The organism is Amycolatopsis sp. NPDC004772, from assembly GCF_053601215.1.
Genome location: NZ_JBSGBK010000003.1, coordinates 101,513 through 119,836, shown reverse-complemented (window position 1 = coordinate 119,836; position 18,324 = coordinate 101,513). Strand labels below are relative to the sequence as shown.

Annotated in this window: 16 protein-coding genes; 7 read left to right on the top strand and 9 right to left on the bottom strand. The window is 70.7% G+C overall.

Going from position 1 to position 18,324, the window contains the following annotated elements:
- Positions 1 to 303 precede the first annotated feature (303 nt).
- From ACWEF6_RS03160 to ACWEF6_RS03145, 4 genes are all read left to right on the top strand, one after another.
- Positions 304 to 672, top strand: a complete 369-nt coding sequence (locus ACWEF6_RS03160) for a hypothetical protein (RefSeq protein WP_449681395.1) — start codon at positions 304 to 306, stop codon at positions 670 to 672.
- A 106-nt stretch (positions 673 to 778) separates the two neighbouring features.
- Positions 779 to 1,129: a hypothetical protein gene (locus tag ACWEF6_RS03155; protein ID WP_449681394.1), complete on the top strand. Its 351-nt coding sequence runs from the start codon at positions 779 to 781 to the stop codon at positions 1,127 to 1,129.
- 92 nt (positions 1,130 to 1,221) lie between these two features.
- The gene (locus ACWEF6_RS03150; protein ID WP_449681393.1) at positions 1,222 to 1,515 is read left to right on the top strand and encodes an ANTAR domain-containing protein; all 294 of its coding nucleotides are present in this window, start codon (positions 1,222 to 1,224) and stop codon (positions 1,513 to 1,515) included.
- Positions 1,516 to 1,922: 407 nt separating this feature from the next.
- On the top strand, positions 1,923 to 2,273 hold the full coding sequence (locus ACWEF6_RS03145; protein ID WP_449681392.1) for a hypothetical protein: 351 nt from the start codon (positions 1,923 to 1,925) through the stop codon (positions 2,271 to 2,273).
- A 239-nt stretch (positions 2,274 to 2,512) separates the two neighbouring features.
- Here the strand turns inward: ACWEF6_RS03145 and ACWEF6_RS03140 are convergent, their stop codons facing one another.
- Together ACWEF6_RS03140 and ACWEF6_RS03135 are read right to left on the bottom strand one after the other, a co-directional pair.
- Positions 2,513 to 2,734, bottom strand: a complete 222-nt coding sequence (locus tag ACWEF6_RS03140; RefSeq protein ID WP_449681391.1) for a hypothetical protein — start codon at positions 2,732 to 2,734, stop codon at positions 2,513 to 2,515.
- A 155-nt stretch (positions 2,735 to 2,889) separates the two neighbouring features.
- Positions 2,890 to 4,518 carry a glycoside hydrolase family 27 protein gene (locus ACWEF6_RS03135; RefSeq protein ID WP_449681390.1) on the bottom strand — a complete coding sequence of 543 codons (1,629 nt, stop codon included), beginning with the start codon at positions 4,516 to 4,518 and terminating at the stop codon, positions 2,890 to 2,892.
- Between the two features lie 235 nt (positions 4,519 to 4,753).
- On the opposite strand from ACWEF6_RS03135, the gene ACWEF6_RS03130 reads away from it, so the two are divergent.
- The 3 genes from ACWEF6_RS03130 (at position 4,754) to ACWEF6_RS03120 (ending at position 9,247) form a co-directional block, all read left to right on the top strand.
- Entirely contained in the window at positions 4,754 to 7,630 is a 2,877-nt protein-coding gene (locus ACWEF6_RS03130) for a glycoside hydrolase family 9 protein (RefSeq protein ID WP_449681389.1), read from the top strand.
- Positions 7,631 to 7,799: 169 nt separating this feature from the next.
- On the top strand, positions 7,800 to 8,525 hold the full coding sequence (locus ACWEF6_RS03125) for an ABC transporter ATP-binding protein (RefSeq protein WP_449681388.1): 726 nt from the start codon (positions 7,800 to 7,802) through the stop codon (positions 8,523 to 8,525).
- A complete protein-coding gene (locus ACWEF6_RS03120; protein ID WP_449681387.1) occupies positions 8,522 to 9,247 on the top strand; it encodes an ABC transporter permease in 726 nt (241 codons plus the stop codon). Before ACWEF6_RS03125 ends, ACWEF6_RS03120 begins: the two co-directional genes overlap by 4 nt.
- A gap of 31 nt (positions 9,248 to 9,278) precedes the next feature.
- On the opposite strand, the gene ACWEF6_RS03115 is transcribed toward ACWEF6_RS03120, so the two are convergent.
- The 7 genes from ACWEF6_RS03115 to ACWEF6_RS03085 form a co-directional block, all read right to left on the bottom strand.
- Positions 9,279 to 10,469: a glycoside hydrolase family 5 protein gene (locus ACWEF6_RS03115; RefSeq protein WP_449681386.1), complete on the bottom strand. Its 1,191-nt coding sequence runs from the start codon at positions 10,467 to 10,469 to the stop codon at positions 9,279 to 9,281.
- Positions 10,470 to 10,626: 157 nt separating this feature from the next.
- A complete protein-coding gene (locus tag ACWEF6_RS03110; RefSeq protein WP_449681385.1) occupies positions 10,627 to 11,316 on the bottom strand; it encodes a PP2C family protein-serine/threonine phosphatase in 690 nt (229 codons plus the stop codon).
- Between the two features lie 41 nt (positions 11,317 to 11,357).
- A complete protein-coding gene (locus tag ACWEF6_RS03105) occupies positions 11,358 to 11,942 on the bottom strand; it encodes an FHA domain-containing protein (RefSeq protein ID WP_449681384.1) in 585 nt (194 codons plus the stop codon).
- Positions 11,939 to 12,589: a 4Fe-4S single cluster domain-containing protein gene (locus tag ACWEF6_RS03100; protein WP_449681383.1), complete on the bottom strand. Its 651-nt coding sequence runs from the start codon at positions 12,587 to 12,589 to the stop codon at positions 11,939 to 11,941. The genes ACWEF6_RS03105 and ACWEF6_RS03100 overlap by 4 nt, the downstream gene beginning before the upstream one ends.
- Positions 12,586 to 14,442 carry an AAA family ATPase gene (locus ACWEF6_RS03095; RefSeq protein ID WP_449681382.1) on the bottom strand — a complete coding sequence of 619 codons (1,857 nt, stop codon included), beginning with the start codon at positions 14,440 to 14,442 and terminating at the stop codon, positions 12,586 to 12,588. The genes ACWEF6_RS03100 and ACWEF6_RS03095 overlap by 4 nt, the downstream gene beginning before the upstream one ends.
- Positions 14,439 to 15,731: a hypothetical protein gene (locus ACWEF6_RS03090; RefSeq protein WP_449681381.1), complete on the bottom strand. Its 1,293-nt coding sequence runs from the start codon at positions 15,729 to 15,731 to the stop codon at positions 14,439 to 14,441. Before ACWEF6_RS03090 ends, ACWEF6_RS03095 begins: the two co-directional genes overlap by 4 nt.
- A 25-nt stretch (positions 15,732 to 15,756) precedes the next feature.
- Complete coding sequence (locus ACWEF6_RS03085; protein WP_449681380.1) at positions 15,757 to 18,108, bottom strand: serine/threonine-protein kinase; 2,352 nt, start codon at positions 18,106 to 18,108, stop codon at positions 15,757 to 15,759.
- Positions 18,109 to 18,324: the final 216 nt, after the last annotated feature.

Sequence of the window (18,324 nt, the reverse complement as noted above, 5' to 3'; positions counted from 1 at the left end):
TCCGAGACGGATCTGCGGGCCGCGAGCAACCCCATAGCGTGACGCATCGCCGTGTCTCGAGGGGTAGAACACGCTGCGTAGTAACGGTTCGTCGATCATCCGCGACGTCCTCCGCGCCGGACCGCGGACACCCCGCGGTGGCCCACCCGTTCGGGCTACAGGAACCCCGGTCAGGGGTTCGCGCACCCCACACGATCGGTGAACCAGCTGGAATGCGCGGCGGCCCGTCAGTACGTTTTTCCCACCGAGGCGGAACAATGCCTTGAATGCTGCTCCAGCAATTGTCTTGTCGAGGAGAAATCCATGCTGAAGAAAATCGGCTTCGTCGCGGCCGCCATGGCGGCCGGCGCATTCGTCACCGGTGGGATTGCGGCCGCCGGGACGCCGGACGAAGAGCACGGCCACCACCACGGCCACCACGGCTACGACCACACCGGTCAGGTCGGCCTGGTGAACCTGAACAACACCGACGCGCTGCACAACGTCCAGGGCACGCTCGGCGTGTGCGGCAACGACGTCAACGTGCTCGGCGTCCAGGTGCCGATCCACGACTCGCTCAACGGCATCGGCGTGCCGGTCCTGTCGCCGGGCGCCAGCGAGGCCGAGGGCGAGTCGCCGTACAACTGCGCCTCCAGCGGGCTCGCCGACGGCGGCACCAGCCAGGGCGACTGAGCTTTCCGCTCCGGCGGAAAGAAATGATTTCCGGCAATGGCGCGGCTTCGGCCGGCGCCGTGAAGTACCGCCCCGGGTGCGGGCGGGCAGTTGAGGAGTTCTTTTCGTGATCAAGCAGCTCGGATTCGTCGCGACCGCACTGGCGGCCGGCCTGGCCGCGTTCGGTGGCTCGGCCTCGGCGACCAGCGTCACCGTCGAGGGCCACCCGATCGACCACAGCGAGCAGTTCGGCCTGGCCAACGTGCAGAGCCTCGACGCGCTGCACAACGTGAACGCGGTCGGCGGCGTCTGCGACGACAACGTCAACGTGCTCGGGGTGCAGGTCCCGGTGCAGGACGTCGCCCAGGGCATCAACGTCCCGGTCCTGTCGCCGGGGGCGAGCGAGGCCGACGGCGCGTCGCCGTCGAACTGCGCCAGCGGCAGCATCGCGGACGGCGGGACGGCCCAGGGCCACTGACCGACCCCGGTGGGGAGCCGTCGCGCGGATGCAGTGTCCGTGCGGCGGCTTTTCGCGTTTCGCGGGGCAGAGCAAGGCGGAGGAGCACGACCGTGCCCGGTGACGTCGACCCGGTGGCCGAGAACGCGCAACTGCGCGAGGCCCTGTCGTCCCAGCCGGTGATCGAGCAGGCCAAGGGCATGGTGATGCTCCTGCGCGGGTGCACCGCCGCGGAGGCGTTCGGCGTGCTGGTCACCGTGTCGCAGCTGAGCAACGTCAAACTCCGCGACGTCGCCACGGTCGTCGTGGCCGCCGGCAGCGAGGCCGGACCGGGGCTGTCCGATGCGGACGCCGAGAGCGCGGTCCGCGCCGTGTTGTGCCGTCACCTGCTGGACGCGTCGGAATGACCGCTGGGAACCGGCGAGACGGGGCGTCGCCCGGCTGCGGGCTCGGCTGAGGGGTTCAGGCCTCGCCGGTTCACCAGCCGGAATTCCGTTCCCGGGGTCGGGGGAACGAGTTCCGTATGCTTGAGCCTAGGGCTTCCGCCGCGTTTCCGCCGCGATTCTTCGAGTGGTTGCGGCCTGAACGAGTGTGCGAAGGAAGCCGGTTTTGCGGAAAACGGTTTTCCGCTCGATAAACCTCGCTGACCCGATCGGGCCAATCGTAGCCAGGTCAACGGCTTGCGGCGCGCACCCGATGGTGGCGCGAAGTGGAATTGTGCCCGTTCGGAACAGTACGTTTCCCCCACGCGGGACGGAGAACACACACCTCGCCCCCCGTCCTGTCCGATGCACCGAACGATCGAGGAGAACAAATGCTGAAGAAGGTTGGAATCGTCGCGGCTGCCATGGCGGCCGGCGCATTCATGGCCGGTGGCGTCGCGGCTGCCGACACGCCGTTCGACCATGACCACCACGGCGGCCACACCGGGCAGCTCGGCCTGCTCAACCTGAACAACACCGACGTGCTGCACAACGTCAACGCCGTGGTCGGCGTGTGCGACAACAACGTCAACGTGCTCGGCGTCCAGGTGCCGATCCAGAACTCGCTCAACGGCATCGGCGTGCCGATCCTGTCGCCGGGCGAGCACGAGGCCAGCGGCGAGAACCCGGAGAACTGCGCCTCGGGCGGCATCGCCGACGGCGGCACCAGCCAGGGCCACTGAGTCCCCGCGCCACGGCTGCCCGTTGTGTGTGCGGAAGCCGGCCGGGGCGCGGAACCCGGCGCCGCGCCTGATGTCGTGCGGCGTGCCCGGAACAGGGAGCGAGCTGCACACTCCGGTTCCCCGTCCCGGGCACGCAGCGACCTGGTGCCGACGCCGGCACGGGTGGGACCGGCCACCGGCCGGTCCCACCCGGCGCAGCGAAGCCGCGATCGGAATCCCGATCGCGGCTTTCGCCGTTTCTACCGCCGGCCGAGAAGCCGGCCGACGACCCCGCGGCGGCGCCTGGGCGTGGTGCCCACCCGCAGCACGATGTCCAAGACCGCCGCCTGCTGTTCGCTGGCGGCCCGGCTGTAGCCGGGCGACGCCGCCACGGCGCGGCGGAGGTCGTCAGGGTCGGCGGTGCCGCTGTCGAACCCGGTGACCCGGGTGACGTCGATGGGGCCTCGGCACGGTGTTTCCACGCGAAAGTTCTCCTGCGGTCGGACGGTCCGTGTCTCGTTATCGCTCCGTTACCGCCTGAGCGTTACCGCCACCGTGTCGCCCGGTCAGGTGAGAGCCGGCGAGCCCGGACCGCCGCCCGAGGTTTCGTACGTTCGCGGGAAGCCGGCGAAGAGGCTCAGACGCGGCTCCACTTCTGGTTCGCCTGGCCGTTGCAGGACCACAGGATCGCCCGGGTCCCGTTCGCGGTCGCCGCGCCTTCGGCGTCCAGGCACAGTCCTGATTGGACGTTGCGGAGCGTGCCGTCCGAGCCGAGCGTCCACTTCTGGTTGTTCTGCCCGGTGCACGAGCGGCTGGTCACCTGGGCGCCGCTCGAGCCGCCGTCGAGGCACTTGTCGCCGAAGACGCGGATTTCGCCGTTCTCCCAGGTCGTCCACAGCTGGTTGGCCGCGGTCTGGCAGTCCCAGAGCAGCGTGCCCGCGCCGGATGCGGTGGAGGCGTTGTCGACGTCGAGGCAGCGATTGGATCCCGTGCCGCGCAGCCGTGACGTCGTGGCCGCGAGCGGGGTGCCGCCGGAAACGCGGTAGGCGGCGATGCCGTGGGCCGGCACGCTCGCGCTGATCGGCCCGCTGGACGCCGACGTGCCGCCCGTCCACACGTCGGTCAGGGTGAACGACGTCCCGGACAGCCCGATCTGCGCCGCGGTGGTGCTGATGGTCGTCGTGCCGCTACCGCGGTTGAGCAATCCGACCGCGACCGACCCGTCGGACAGCGGCTTGGCGAACACCTCGACGTTGCCGTCGTCGCGCACCCGGCGGCCACCGGCGCCGAGCCGGTCCTGGTCGATCGCCAGCAGCCGCGGGTTGCGCAGGACCGCGCTGATGTCCGCGGACATCGTGCGGATGTCGTTGCCCGCCATCAGCGGCGCGGCCAGCAGGGCCCAGAGCGCGAAGTGGGCGCGGGACTCGGTCAGCGACAGGCCGGGCCGGCCGACGACGAGCATGTCCGGGTCGTTCCAGCGCCCGGGCCCGGCCTGCGCGGCCAGCGGCGCGGTGACGTCGAGGACGTTGCCGACCCCCATCGGGTAGCTGTTGGTGTTGCCGTTCTGCCAGATGTCGAGCAGGTCTTCGGTGGTGCGCCACAGGTCGGCGACCTGGCCCCAGTCGTACTTGTCACCGGTGATGGCGTGGTAGCTGTTGGGGTTGATGCTGTAGACGATGGGCCGCCCGGTGCCGCGCAACGCGTCGCGCATCAGGCCGAAGCGGCTGACCTGCTCGTCGCGCGTGCCGGCGGGGGAGCACCAGTCGTACTTCAGGTAGTCGACGCCCCAGGAGGCGAACGTGCGGGCGTCCTGGGCCTCGTGGCCCTGGCTGCCGGTCGAGCCGGGGTAGGTGCCGGTGCGCTGGGCGCACGTGCGGTCGGTGGGCACCTGGTAGATGCCGAACTTCAGGCCGCGGGCGTGGATGTAGTCGCCGAGGGCTTTCATGCCGCTCGGGAACTTCGAGGCGTTGGCGCGCAGGTTGCCCTGGCTGTCGCGCTGCGGGTCGAACCAGCAGTCGTCGACGACGACGTACTGGTAGCCCGCGTCGCGCATGCCGGAGGAGACCAGCGCGTCGGCCGCCTGGTGGATGGTCGGCTCGCTGACGCTGCACCCGAAGCTGTTCCAGCTGTTCCAGCCCAGCGGCGGGGTCACTGCCGGGCTCCCGGGCGCGGCGACGGCGGCCGCCGGGACCGCGGCGGACAACGACAACGCGGCGGCCGCCGCGGTGAACAAGTGCAGGACCCGTGAACGGGTTCGAGCGGGCATCGTCGCCCCTTTCCGGACGGGCGGACCGGGAGTTAGCGTTAACATTTCCGGTCGCGCTGAAACTTTCGGAAAATTTCGCGTTGGCTGACCCGGTGACCCAGGTATGTATAGACGAACGCCGGTACCGCGTCCACCCTCCTGCGCCGATCATTGCCAAAGGCGCACGCCGATGATTACAGTCCCCTGTCTGGGAGCGCTCCCACTTTTGCCGAGCTCGACGACGAGGAGATGGCGAATGCGGGTAAGAAGATTCCGGGCTGGTCTGGTGTTACTGGCGGTGACGGCGCTCGGGCTGACCGCGGGTTCGGTGCCCGCGTCCGCCGCGGAGTACGAGCGGCTGCTCAACGGCACCTTCGCCAGTGGCACCCTCGACCCCTGGTGGGCCGGGTCCGGGACCACCGGCCGCGTCACCGGCGGTGAGTTCTGCACCGACGTCACCGGCGGCACGGCCAACGGCTACGACGCGCTGGCCGGCCAGAACGGCGTCCCCTTCGAGGCCGGGCAGCAGTACACGCTGGAGTTCGACGCGCACGCGACGACCACCCAGCAGATCTCCGCCGTCGCCGGCGAGGCCGTCTCGCCCTACCGGCAGATCTCCCGCACCGACCTGACCGTCACGCCGGCGACCCAGCACTTCACCGTCACCTTCACGTCCACTTTGGACTTCCCGGCCGCCGGCAACGGCCAGCTGGCCTTCTGGTTCGGCGGCCAGGCCGCGAACAACACCGTCTGCCTGGACAACATCTCGCTGATCGGCGGCGTGCTCCCGCCCGGCGGCCTGCCGCCGACGAGCGGCATCCGGGTGAACCAGGAAAGTTACACCCCCGGCCTGCCCAAGCACGCCACCGTGATCAACAGCTCGACGTCGCCGGTGACGTGGACGTTGCGCAACGCCGCCGGCACCGCGGTGGCCACCGGCCAGACCCGCCCCCGCGGCGCGGACGCCGCCTCCGGCGAGAACGTCCACGACATCGACTTCTCCGCCTACGACACCGCGGGCACCGGCTACACCCTGGCCGTCGGCTCCGAGGCGAGTTTCCCGTTCGACATCTCCGCGGACGGCCTCAAGAAACTCCGCTACGACTCGCTGGCGTTCTTCTACAACCAGCGCAGCGGCATCGCGATCGACGCCCAGTACGTCGGGGCCACCTACGCGCGCCCGGCGGGCCACATCAACGTGGCACCGAACCAGGGCGACAACAACGTGCCCTGCCGGTCGGACCTCAACTGCGGATACACCCTCGACGTCCGCGGCGGCTGGTACGACGCGGGTGACCATGGCAAATACGTCGTCAACGGCGGCATCGCGACCTGGGAGCTGCTCGACGAGTACGAGCGCGCGCTGAAGCTGGGCGACGCGAGCGCGCTGGGTGACGGGAAGCTGGCCATCCCGGAGCGGGCGAACGGCGTCCCGGACATCCTCGACGAGGCCCGCTGGGAGGTCGACTTCCTGCTTTCCATGCAGGTCCCCGACGGCAAGCCGAACGCGGGCCTGGTGCACCACAAGATCCACGACGCGGCGTGGACCGCCCTGCCGACCCGGCCCGAGCTGGACAGCCAGCCGCGGCGGCTTTCCCCGCCGAGCACGGCGGCGACGCTGAACATGGCCGCGGTCGCGGCGCAGGCGTCCCGGCTGTGGCGGACCATCGACCCGGCGTACTCGGCGAAGCTGCTCGCCGCGGCCGAGAAGGCGTACGCCGCGGCCAAGGCCAACCCGAACCTGCTCGCCGACCCCAACGACGGCACCGGCGGCGGGACCTACAGCGACAACACCGTGACCGACGAGTTCTACTGGGCGGCCGCGGAGCTGTTCGCGACGACGGCGAAGAGCGCGTACCGCACCGACGTCACCGGCTCCGCGCTCTACCGCGGCGTCAGCTTCAACACCCACGGCTTCGACTGGGGCTCGACGGGCGCCCTCGGTGACATCACCCTCGCGCTGGTGCCCACCGACCTGCCCGCGGCGGACGTCGCGGCCATCAAGACGGCGATCACCACGACGGCCGACAGCCACCTCGCCCAGATGGCGGGCATGGGCTACCCCGCGCCGTACCGCACGGCCGACGGCACGTACGAGTGGGGCTCGAACGGCCTGGTCGCCAACAACGGCGTGGTGCTGGCCCTGGCCTACGACTTCACCAAGCTGGACAAGTACCGCGACGGCGCGTTCCAGGCCATGGACTACCTGCTCGGCCGCAACCCGGCGAACTACTCCTACGTCTCCGGGCACGGTGACCAGGCCGTGCAGAACGTCCACCACCGGTTCTGGGCGCACGAGCTGGACCCGTCGCTGCCGATCGCGCCGCCCGGGGCGCTGTCCGGCGGGCCCAACAGCGGCCTGCAGGACCCGACCGCGGCCCGGCTCCTCGCCGGCTGCCCGCCGCAGCGCTGCTTCGTCGACGACATCCAGGCGTACTCGGTGAACGAGGTCGCGATCAACTGGAACTCGGCGCTGGCCTGGCTGGCGAACTGGACGGCGGAGAAGTCGCCGTCCGCGGTGGACACGACCGCTCCGGCCGCGGCCGGCAAGCCCGCCGTGTCCGCGGTGGCCGCCACCGGAGCCACGGTGACCTGGGCGGCGTCTTCGGACGCCGAAAGCGGGATCAAGAACTACGACGTCGTGAGCGTGACCGGCGCGACCCGCAAGGTGCTCGCGACCGTCACCGGGACCAGTGCGACCCTGACCGGGCTGTCGCCGTCGACCGCCTACACGCTGGTCGTGGTGGCCCGCAACGGCGCGGGCCTGACCGGCCCGGATTCGGCGTCGACGCAGTTCACGACCCTGCCGGACGCCTCGGGCGGCGGCTGCTCGGTGACCTACACGGCGAACAGCTGGTCCGGCGGCTTCACGGCCTACGTCACGGTCACCAACACCGGGACGACGGCGTGGTCGAACTGGGTCTTGAAGTTCACCTTCCCGGGTAACCAGAAGGTGACCCAGGGCTGGTCGGCGACGTGGGCGCAGTCCGGTGCGGCGGTCACCGCCACGGCGATGCCCTGGAACGCGTCCGTGGGCGCGGGCAAGTCGGTGTCGATCGGCTTCAACGGCAGTTTCACCGGCAGCAACGCGTCCCCATCGTCCTTCGCGGTGAACGGGAAGACGTGCGGCTGACGCCCGTTCCGGTCATCCGATCGGCGAACTGACGGAGACTCCGCTAACGTCACACCTGCGGGCAGATGCGCCTCCTCCCCCCTCGGCGCATCTGCCCGCACTTTTCCGCCTCTTGTCTCCACCCGCACCGGCGCTCACCATGAGTGGTCCGGGGCGGAAGGAGGACGCCGTGGCCGAGCCGGCGATCGTCGTGGACGGGTTGCGCGTCCGCCGCGGCGGCGAAGAGGTGCTGCGCGACATCGGGTGCACCGTGCGGCGCGGGACGGTGACCGGCCTGCTGGGGCCGAACGGCTGCGGCAAGAGCACGTTGCTGCGTTCGATCGTCGGCGTCCAGCTCGTCGAGTCCGGGCGCGTGGACGTGCTGGGCCGGCCCGCCGGCCACCCCGAACTGCGTCGCCGGATCGGCTACGCGACCCAGGACCCGGCGATCTACGCGGACCTGACGGTGACCGAAGCCCTGCGTTACTTCGCGGCGGTGCTCGGCGTCCGGCTTTCCGATGTGGACCGCGTCATCACGCAGACCGGCCTCACCGGGTCGGCCCGCACCCTGGTCGGGCGGCTTTCCGGCGGCCAGCGCGGCCGGGCCAACCTGGCGGTGGCGCTGCTGGGCACGCCCGAGCTGCTGGTGCTGGACGAGCCGACGGTCGGCTCCGACCCCGAGCTGCGCGACGAGCTCTGGCAGCTGTTCCACGGCCTGGCCGCCACCGGCGTCACGCTGCTGATCTCCAGCCACGTCATGGACGAGGCCGCCCGCTGCGACGACCTCCTGCTGCTGCACCGCGGCCGGGTCCTGGCCCGCGGCACGCCGGAGGACCTGCGGGCGCGGACCGGCGCGCCCGATCTCGAGCAGGCGTTCCTGCGCCTGATCCGCGGCCGGACGGAGGCGGCGCGGTGAACGCGCCGGCCACCACCCGCCGGATCCTCACCCAGCTGCGCCACGACCCGCGCACGGTGGTGCTGCTCATCGCCGTGCCGAGTGTGCTGATGGTCCTGCTGCGGTACGTGCTCAACTCGGAGCAGCGGTTCAGCGCGGTCGCGCCGGCGTTGCTCGGGATCTTCCCGTTCACGATCATGTTCCTGCTGACCTCGGTGACGACGTTGCGCGAGCGCACGACGGGCACGTTGGAGCGCCTGATGACGCTGCCGATCGGCAGGCTGGACCTGATCCTCGGTTATGCCCTGGCGTTCGGCTTGCTGGCGGTGCTGCAGGTGGTCGTGGCGGCCGGGATCTCCCTGACCTGGCTCGGGCTGGACATCGCGGGCTCGGTCTGGGTGCTGCTGCTCGTGGTGGTGCTGGACGCGCTGCTCGGCACCGCGCTCGGGCTGTTCGTCAGCGCGTTCGCCCGCACGGAGTTCCAGGCGATCCAGTTCCTGCCGGTGTTCGTGCTGCCGCAGTTCCTGCTGTGCGGCCTGTTCGTCCCGCGTGGGGACATGGGCTGGGTGCTCGGCGCGGTGTCGGACGTCCTGCCGCTGTCGTACGCGGTGGACGCGCTGACGCAGGTGACCCGCTCGGCCGAGATCGACGGCACTTTGGTCCGCAACATCGGGATCATCGCGGGGTGCGTCGTCCTGGCCCTGCTGCTGGGTGCGGCGACGCTGCGCCGCCGCACGCCCTGAGCGGCGGCTCGGTCCACTGTGGCTGGTGGGGTCATCGACCGGCGAGGCCGCCCATGATGGCGTCGACGATCCCCTGGTGCGTCACCGCGTAGGACCGCCGGTCGAACAGGCCGAGGCCGTACTGGCCGTTGCTGCCGTTGTCCCAGTAGACGGTGGCGGCGCCGTACTTCTTGGCCGTCGACACGACGGCCCGCGCGAAGTCGGCCCGGTACCGGTTGTTCGCGGAATCGAACGCGGACTTGTCGACGGACCCGAATTCCCCGACGACCGCCGGGTAGCCCTTCGCGACGAATGCGTTGTACACGAGTTTCAGCTGAGCGTCGAGGTAGTCTTCCTGTCCCCAGGTCGACTTTTTCGACGGATTGGTCGCACCCCGCCCCCACTGCGTGATGTTGCCGTTTTCCTCACCGGCGAAGTCCCACGGGCTGTAGTAGTGCACGGAAATCATGATCCGCTTTTCGCCGGCCGGAATCGACGGGGAACGGAACTGGTCGGTCGGCATCGCGAAGCCGTAGTTCCCGGTGGTGTAGTCGATGTTGGTGTTCCAGCCGGCGACGAGCAACCATCGTGAACTGTTGTTCCCGCCGGTCTTGCGCACGGTGTCGACGAAGATCTGGTCGTAGGCGTTGATGTTCGAGTAGCACGGCTGCGTCGGGGTGCCGTACTGGCCGTCGAACTCCTCGTTCATCGCTTCCATGATCAGGTGCTGGTCGTAGCCGGCGAACCGGGCCGCGACCTGCTGCCAGACCTTCTGGTACTTGGCCTTGACGGTGGCCTGGTCGATGGCGTCGCAGATCAGCCAGGAGCCGCTGACGGTCTTGTAGCCGTCGCCGTGCATGTTGATCAGCACGTACAGGCCGCGGCGGTAGGCGTAGTCGACAACCTGCTGGATCCGGTTCAGCCAGTCGGCGTTGACGGTGTAGTTCGGCCCGGAGCCGATGTACCCGAGGTAGGAGATCGGAATCCGGATGGTCTTGAACCCGGCGGCCTTGACTTTGTCGATGAGCGCTTGGGTGACGGCGGGCTGCCCCCAGGCGGTTTCGCTGGGAACCCCGTTGCTGTTGGCTTCCAGCTGATTCCCCAGATTCCACCCGGCCCCCAGGTCGGCAACGATCTGCGACGCATTGAGCCGAGCGTCGGCACCGGCCGGAGCAACCCCGCAAACGCTCGCGGTGACACCCAGCACGGCGGCAAGGAAGAGCTTCATTGCTCTCGAAGTCATGGCGGATACCTCTCCTGCCCCTTGGTGGACATATTCCAACATGCCCGAAAGCAGGCGTCAATCCTCTCGCCGGTGACGATCTTTTTTGTGCGTAGGCTGCGGGATCGAAGAAATCGAATAATCGAAAGAATCGACGATCGGCGGCTCGGGAATCGGCTCAGGTGCCGGGGAAGTCGACGAGTGCGATGGTGATGTTGTCCCGTCCGGAGCCGTTCATCGCGGCAGCCCACAGCGACTTGACGACTCTGGCCGGCCCGCACCGGCCGCCGAGCAGTTCCTCGATCGTCCGGTGGTCCACCAGGTCGCTCAGCCCGTCCGAACACAGGAGCAGCCGGTCGGCGCCGGCCAGCCGCCCCACGGTCGTCGTCAGCGCGGTTCCGTCGGTCCGCCCGCCGAGGCACCGGGAAAGCCCGCCGAGCGGCCCTCGGTCGTCGGTGGACACCTGGGCCAGGTAGCCGCCGCTTTCGAGGTACACGCGCGAATCGCCGACCCCGAAGTGCATGCCGCCGCCGGCTTGCAGCAGGACACCCGCGACCGTGGTGCCCAACCCGGCCACCCCCGGATCGGCGCGGCCCATGGCGAGCAGGTCGGTGTCGATCTGCTCGAGCGCTGCTTCGACGCCGGTTTCGTCCCGGGGAGCGACGGCCGCGAGCGTGCGTACCGCATGCGCGGACGCCACTTCGCCCGCAGCGTGACCGCCCATTCCGTCGGCGACGGCAACGACCACCGGCGCCGACAGCGGGAGTTCGTGGGTGACAGGGTCGGAAAGGCTGACGCCGCAGGCGGTGAAGCCGCCGACCGCGAGAGCGTCTTCGTTGGTTTCCCGCACCGCTCCGCGGTGCGTCATCACCGTCACCCGAACGGCCTGTGCTCCGGCGTTCGCCGAAGTCACGACGGTCCGCCCGGCCCGAATTCGACGACGGCGACGACGTCGGACGCGATGCGGAGCCGGTCGCCGTCGGCCAAGGCGGTGGTCTGCCCGGCGGGCACCGGGGTGTTGTTCACGAACGTGCCGTTCGTCGAGTGCTCGTCCCGCACCCAGCCGCGGCCGTCGGTTTCGACGCCGACGCTCGCGTGCCGGCGGGAAACGTTGTCGTGCCGAGCGAACAGCCCCGCCACCGGCGACAGTCCGGGATCGCGGCCCAGCAGCACGGAGCCCGGCTGCGGGACGTCGACCGCCTGCCCGGCGAACACCAGGCGAAGCGCCCCGCCGCCCCGCCGAGTGCGGGCCGGCGCGGCCTGAGCCGCCAGCGGCTCCAGGCATTCGACGCACACCAGGTTCGCCGGATCGGGGATCTCGGCCTGGCACGCCGGGCAGACCGCCGCCGGCGAAGCAGGTACCCGGTCCGGGGCGGGCGCCGGCTCGCCGGTCTCGGCGGACCGCGGTTCCTCCGCTTCGGCAAGCAACATTCCACAGGTCTTGCACAGGGCTTCGTCGTCGGTGTTGCCGGTGTTGCACACCGGACAGATCACGCCAGCCACGTGACGGCCTCCGAGGTGATGCCCCGCGCGGCCAGTCCGGCACGCAACCGGTCGAGGTCGCCGCGACGGGGGATGCCGATCAGCCGGACGACGTCCGCGTCGAGGGACAGCTGCATCGCCGGCGCCGGCGCCCCTGCGGACCGGCCGTAGCGTTCGGCCCCGAGCGGGGTGAGGACGACGATCTCCTGGTTGTCGGAGCCGCGCAGCGCGGTGCCACCGTTGCGGTTCTCGACGTACGGCCCGGCCACGACCGCGTCGCAGCGGCTCAAGGCATCGGAGCAGTCGGACCGGGCCGACAGCCGGGCGTGGGTGTAGCCGGAGAAGACGAGCAGGTCGATCGGGCGGTCGCGCCCGCGGCGCCATTCGTTCAGCCCGGCGAGCAGGGCGGCCAGGGCGAGTGGCTGCTGGAAGGGCTCGCCACCGGACACCGTGACCCCGTCGATCGCACCGTCGAGCGAGCCGAGCCAGCGCACGACGGCCGCGGGGTCGACCTCCTCGCCCGCCTCGGGGTCCCACGTGTCGCGGGACGCGCAGCCGACGCAGCCGATCGTGCAGCCCTGCAGCCAGATCCCGGCCCGGACGCCGTGGCCGAGCACCGTGAGCGGGTAGTGCATCCGGTTCAGGCGGATCGCGGTCATGCCAGCTCCAGTTCCACGTCGGGGCCGTGGCGGGACACACCGGCGATCGTGACCCGGGTGCCCGGTGTGTGGTTGCCGTCGAACAGTTCCCGGGCCAGCGGGTTGATCAGGAACGATTCCAGCGCGGTGCCGATGCCGCGGCCGCCGTGGGCCAGGTCCGCCGTGCACCATTCGCGGAGCCGCTCCCGGGCCGGGCCGGTGACGTCGACCGTCACCCCCTGTTCTTCGAGCACCCGCCGGAGGATGTTGTCCAGCTGCTGGCCGAAGATCTCGGCGGCAGCAGCGGGGGAAATGAAGCCGAACACCACGATGTTGTCCCCGAACCGGTTGAGCAGCTCCGGGCGCGACAGCGAGGTGGTGAAGTGGTCGGCGATGGCGGCTCGGACCTTCGTCTCCACCACCTCGTAGGCGTCGTCCGGGGAGATGTTCGGTTCACGCCTGCCGGTCGCGGGATCGACCGTGCTCACCCCGAGGTTCGAGGTGAAGATGAGCACGCACTCGGAAAAGTACGTGGTCGCGCCCCGGCCGTCGCTGAGCCTGCCGTCCTCGAGGATCTGCAGGAACTTGTCGAGGATGCGTGCGTGTGCCTTTTCGATCTCGTCGAAGAGGATCACCCGGAACGGCTGCCGGCGCACGGCGTTGGTCAGCTCGCCGCCCACCTCGTACCCGACGTAGCCGGGTGGCGCACCGATCAGCCGGTCACCGGAATGCTCGGCGGAGAACTCGCTCATGTCGAACCGGAGGTAGGCGCTTTCGTCTCCGAAGACCAGCGAGGCCACGGCTTTGGCGAGTTCGGTCTTGCCGACACCGGTCGGGCCCGCGAAGAACAGCACGCCGCGTGGCCGGTTCGAGGAGATCCGGGCCTGTGCCCCGGACAGGCCGAGTGCGGCACGCTTGAGGATGTCCAGCGTCTTGCGGACCGGGTGCTCCTGGCCGATGACCTTCTCGGAGACGCTTTTCTCGCCATCGGCGATCCGCTTGTGGAGGAAGCTCCGCCGCCACGGGTTGTCCAGCACCCCGAGCTTGTACACCCGCACGGCGTCGGGCAGGTCGGACAGCTGGAGCCCGCGGTCGCGTGCCAGCCGGGTCACCCCGGACATGTCCCGCAGCGTCAACCCCTCCGAGCGTTCGGCGAACGCGTGGTACCGCTCGGCCGCGTCCGGATCGCCGGCGCTGCCGAGGGATGGTCCGAGCAGCCGGGCGGTGTCCTCGCGGTCCCCGAGGTCGGGGCGCGGGAGTCCGATCACCCGGAACCGCTCGTTGTCGGCGGTGAGCCAGACCGGCAGATCCAGCTCGCGGTCGACCAGCCACAGGATCGGGTTGTACAGCGGGCTAGGCCGGTGGCTCGGCCCCGGACCCGGCGCGGCGGTGCGCGAAAGCTTGAGGCAGAACAGGAAGAAGTCGCGCTCGGCGGCCTCCAGCCGCGACACGTCGACGGCGAGCCGTGAGCCGTAGTCGATCAGGCAGGCCGCCCGGCCCTTGCGGGGATCGGTGACCGCGGAGAGGTAGCGCGGCAACCGGTCCATGGACGGCGGCTGGGTCTTCGCGACGTCTTCCCCGAGCATCCGGCGGGCGGCTTCGGTGGCCCGCCTGCCGCGGTCGTCGTCGGTCGAGGGATACACGGACAGGCCGTCGACCTGGTCGTAGACCAGGAGGAACTCGTACCCGCTGCGTTCGAAAACCTGCCACAGCAGCTGCCGCAACGGCACCAGCTGGGGCGGACGCCCGGGCGGGCGTCGCAGGAAGACGTCCCGGATGTTGTCGTGCAGGACGTACTGGGAGTGGACCGCGAGCGTCGAGTCGATCTCGCGGACGAAGGCGGGCAGCTCGGGGCCCGTGGGCTGGTCGGTCACCGGCCACGCTCCCGTCGGATCTGTTCGTGCTCGGGGTGTCGCCGGTCCATGCGCTTGGCCACCGGAACCACCCGTTCACCAGGTGGCACCAGATGTCGTTCGACGACGTGCATGCCGGAACCGTCGAGCGCCGTGCGGAGTTTGCCGAGGTCGTCGCACCACTGCTCTTCGCGCTCGGCGTCTTCCCTGCGGGCGTCGGCGCCGGGCCGGTCTTCGAGCCGGATGACCGCGGCGCGCACCTCGTCCTGGTTGATCACCAGCTGCACGGCGTGCCGGTGCCAGTCCGGGCGGACCAGGCGCAGCCGGTCGGGGTTGCCGGTCACGGTGGCGAAGCCTTCGTCGACGGTGTACCCGAGTTCGGCCAAGGTGTCCGCGACGGAGGCCCGCACATAGCTGTGCTCGAGCTCGCGGCGGACCTGCTCGGCGGCTTGCGCGGCCCTGGCCTGCAGGCCGGCGTCGAGCGCCCGGCGGCCCGCCACGGCCGACTCCAGCTCGGTGCGCACCGCGGCCAGCTCCGGATCGGGCGAGGCGGGGATCGCCTGCAGCAGCCGGGCGGCCGAGACCGCCTCGGCCCGGCGTGCGCGGGCCCGTGCGTCGGCCCGCTGAACCCGCAGCCGGAGCTCATCGAGCAACGTGTCGTGGTCGACGTCGGGCCGGGGCACGGCGACCTGCGCGGCGGCCGCGAGCACCTCGGCCCGGTCCTCGGCGGAGGCTTCGGGCGTAAGCCTGCCGAGGATGCGGGTCACGGCCGCGAGCGCGCTGGGCGGCGTGGTGCGCTGCTGGGTGGCCTGGTGCGCCATCGCCTCGTGGTACTTGTCGAACGCCTCCCGCGCGGTGACCGGCCGCTCGAGATCGACGGTGTGCCGCAGTACCGCCAGCACGGCGCCCTCGGTGCGCCGCCGGAGTTCCTGTTCGAAGCGGTCGAGCTCCGTGCGGGTCGAGGCGCACCAGGCGTCCAGCTGCGCGGGCGACTCCGCGCACGGCGTGAGCGGGTGCGGCAGCCCGGCCGCCAGATCCGCAGGAGCGTGCCGGCGCAGCACCTCGATCCGCGCGTTGAGGTCGATCACGCGGCGGGCGGCGGATTCCCACACCAGCAACGCCGCGTTCCCGGCCTCCCACTCCGCCCGGTTCCGCTCGGCCCGGTCGCCGACCTTGGTGAGGCCGGCGCCGAGCAGGTCCACCGACCGAGCCGCGACCAGCGCCCCGGCCTGGACGCCGCGCGCGGCCAACCAGACCGAGCCACCGACCACCGCCACCACCGCGACGCCGATCATGCCTTCGCCACTCATCGAGTACCTCTGTTCGTTCGCGCCGTCATCGGGTCAACGCCGTCCGGCGTTCTTCGTCGTGCGCCGCCGACCACCGGCGGAACCGGCCCACCGCCCAGGCGACGTGCGCGATGGTGGCGGCGACCGCGGCAAGGGGGACCAGCCAGGTCAGGAACATGAGAGCCACCAGCGTCACGGCGATGCCGACGGCCCAGAAACGGGGTGCGCCGCGGAGCCTGCCGCCGATCCGGCCCAGCGCCACCTGGAACGCCTGCCACAGCGAATACCGCGGGTGGTAGTCGGCAGCCATCGTGTACGCCAGGACCGACTCGGCCGCGAAGTGGGTGGCCACCGGAAAAGTCACCAGCGCAAGGGCGGCCGTCTTCGCGGAGAACATCAGGACGACCAGCCAGAGGCCGCCCAGCACCGCGGCGCCCGCGAAGGCACGGCCGAGCGCGCTGCCGCGGCCTGCTTCGCGAAGCCGTTCGCGGCCGGCCCACGCCGCCTGGCGAGCACGCTCGGCCTGCTCGGCCTGCTGCCGGGCGAGCACCACCTGCTGTGCTTCGGCCTGGGCGAGACCCGAGACGAACAGGCCCGCGTAGGCGCGGGCCGGCTCGCGGCCGGCCCAGCGAAGCAGGTCGGTGAACCAGTCCACGGGAACCGGGAGCCGCCGCACGCGGTCGTCGAGTTCGCGCAGCCAGTCGTCCCCGCACGGCGCTCCGGCGGCGAGCTCCAGCATCGCGGCACGCGCGGCGGATCGGTGCTTCGTCGTGCTGAAAACACTCGCCAGCCGAGGATTGCGCTTGAGCGTCGCGACGGCCGTGCGGAGCTCGCCGACGGCGGCGGTCCACCGGGTGGCCACCCCGGCCAGCTCGGCCGCACCGTCGAACCCGGCGAGCACCTCCAGCAAGCGGCCTTCCCAGAGCTCGTCGACGATCTCCCGGGCCTGCTCGGTACCGGCATCCCCGTCCGGCCCTTCCTGCGCCCGCCGCGCCAGCTGGCGCAGCTTCGGCTGATCGATGTGGGCCTGGCGGTAGATCGGTGGCTGCCGAGGGTTGAGCCCGGCCAGCAGCCGAAGCAGCTTGGCGTTCGGTTTCTCGGTGCTCTGTTCGAGGCGGCCGAGCAGGTCGAGACGGTCCTCGACCACGCCGACCGGGTACTGGTCCGGGTTGTCGAACTGGTGCAGCCACTGCGTGAGCGCCGTCCACGACGGACTCGGCGAGATGCCGTACCGGCCCGCCGCGAGGCGCCACTCGAGAGCCATCGCGACCGCGAGACTGCCGGGATCGCGGAACCGCTTGCCGCCGAACTCGAACTCGGTCGCGTCGACGGGCACCCGCCGGTCGGGTACGGCCGGGGAGCCGCCCGCGAGCCACTCGCGGACCTCCGTCCCGCTCCAGCGTTTTCCCTCGTCGGAAACCAGCAGGCCGGCGCACAGCCGGTTGAGCCGCGGGTCGGTGATCGCGTCGACCGGGACCGGCTTCGTCGTGACGAACTTCTGGATCATCAGGTCGTCGAGCCCGTGGAACGGCTGCTGCCCGGTCACCAGCTCGAGGACCAAGATGCCGAGCGACCACCAGTCCAGGGCCGGCGAGACGTGTCCGACGCCCGTTTCCGGGGCGGAGTAAGACGGGGTCCGCGCCACACTCGTGAAGTGCGTGGTCGCGTTGAGCCGGCGGCTCAGGCCGAAGTCGGCCAGCACCAGTTCGATCTTCGGGCTGGTGCCGCGGATGAGGATGTTCTCCGGTTTCAGGTCGCGGTGGGTGATCCGCCGCGAGTGCAGCGCCTCCAGGCCGTCGGTGAGCTGCCGGACGATCTCGTTGACGCTCGCGGTGTCGAACGCGTGCTTCCCGGCGCCGGCGTCGCGCAGATTCCCGTTGGGCAGGTACTCCATCAGCTCGAAGAAGCGGCGGCCGCCGGGGAGCGTGCCGGTCTCCACGACCTGCACGACGTGCTTCGACCGGATCGAGGCGAGCTGGGCCCACACGTCGGCGTCCGGCTTGATGTGCGCGTAGTACACCTTGAGCACCAGTTCGGCCCCGGGGTGCGCGGAGTCGGCGACCTTGACCAGCTCCGCCTCGCCGCCGGACCCGGGCAGCGCCTCGAAGCCGCTGAGCCGAGCGGCCAGTTCGGCCGGGAGCGCTTCGGCGGACAGCCCGGACCACGGGCGAGCCGGCGTGCCTGCTTCGCGTCGCGTGGCGTGCGGCCGGGGGACACCCCTGTCTTCGCGGCGGGTGGCGTTCGGGCCGGCGGGATCCTCGCGGCGGGTCGGGTTCGGTCCGGCGCCGGACGCGGATTCGCGGCGGGTGGCGTGGGGTGCGCTCGCGGCCTCCTCGCGGCGGGTGATCCCGGATCCGGCCGCGGCGTTTCCCCGGGGCGTCGCGTCGGGCTCGGCCATCCGATTCGTCCTCCGGCTCTCGTATTCGATACGGCAGCATCCTGACGGACTGCGGGGTGCCTGCGTGACGGGAGCACCGGGAATTGTCATCTTTCTGTCCGATAATCCTGGGCGCCGGTCCATTGGCCATCCGGCAGAATGGCTCTTGCGCAACGACTTCGTGATTTAACGGTCGGACGGGTAACGGCGATACCGGCCGGAGCGAATGAACGGAGG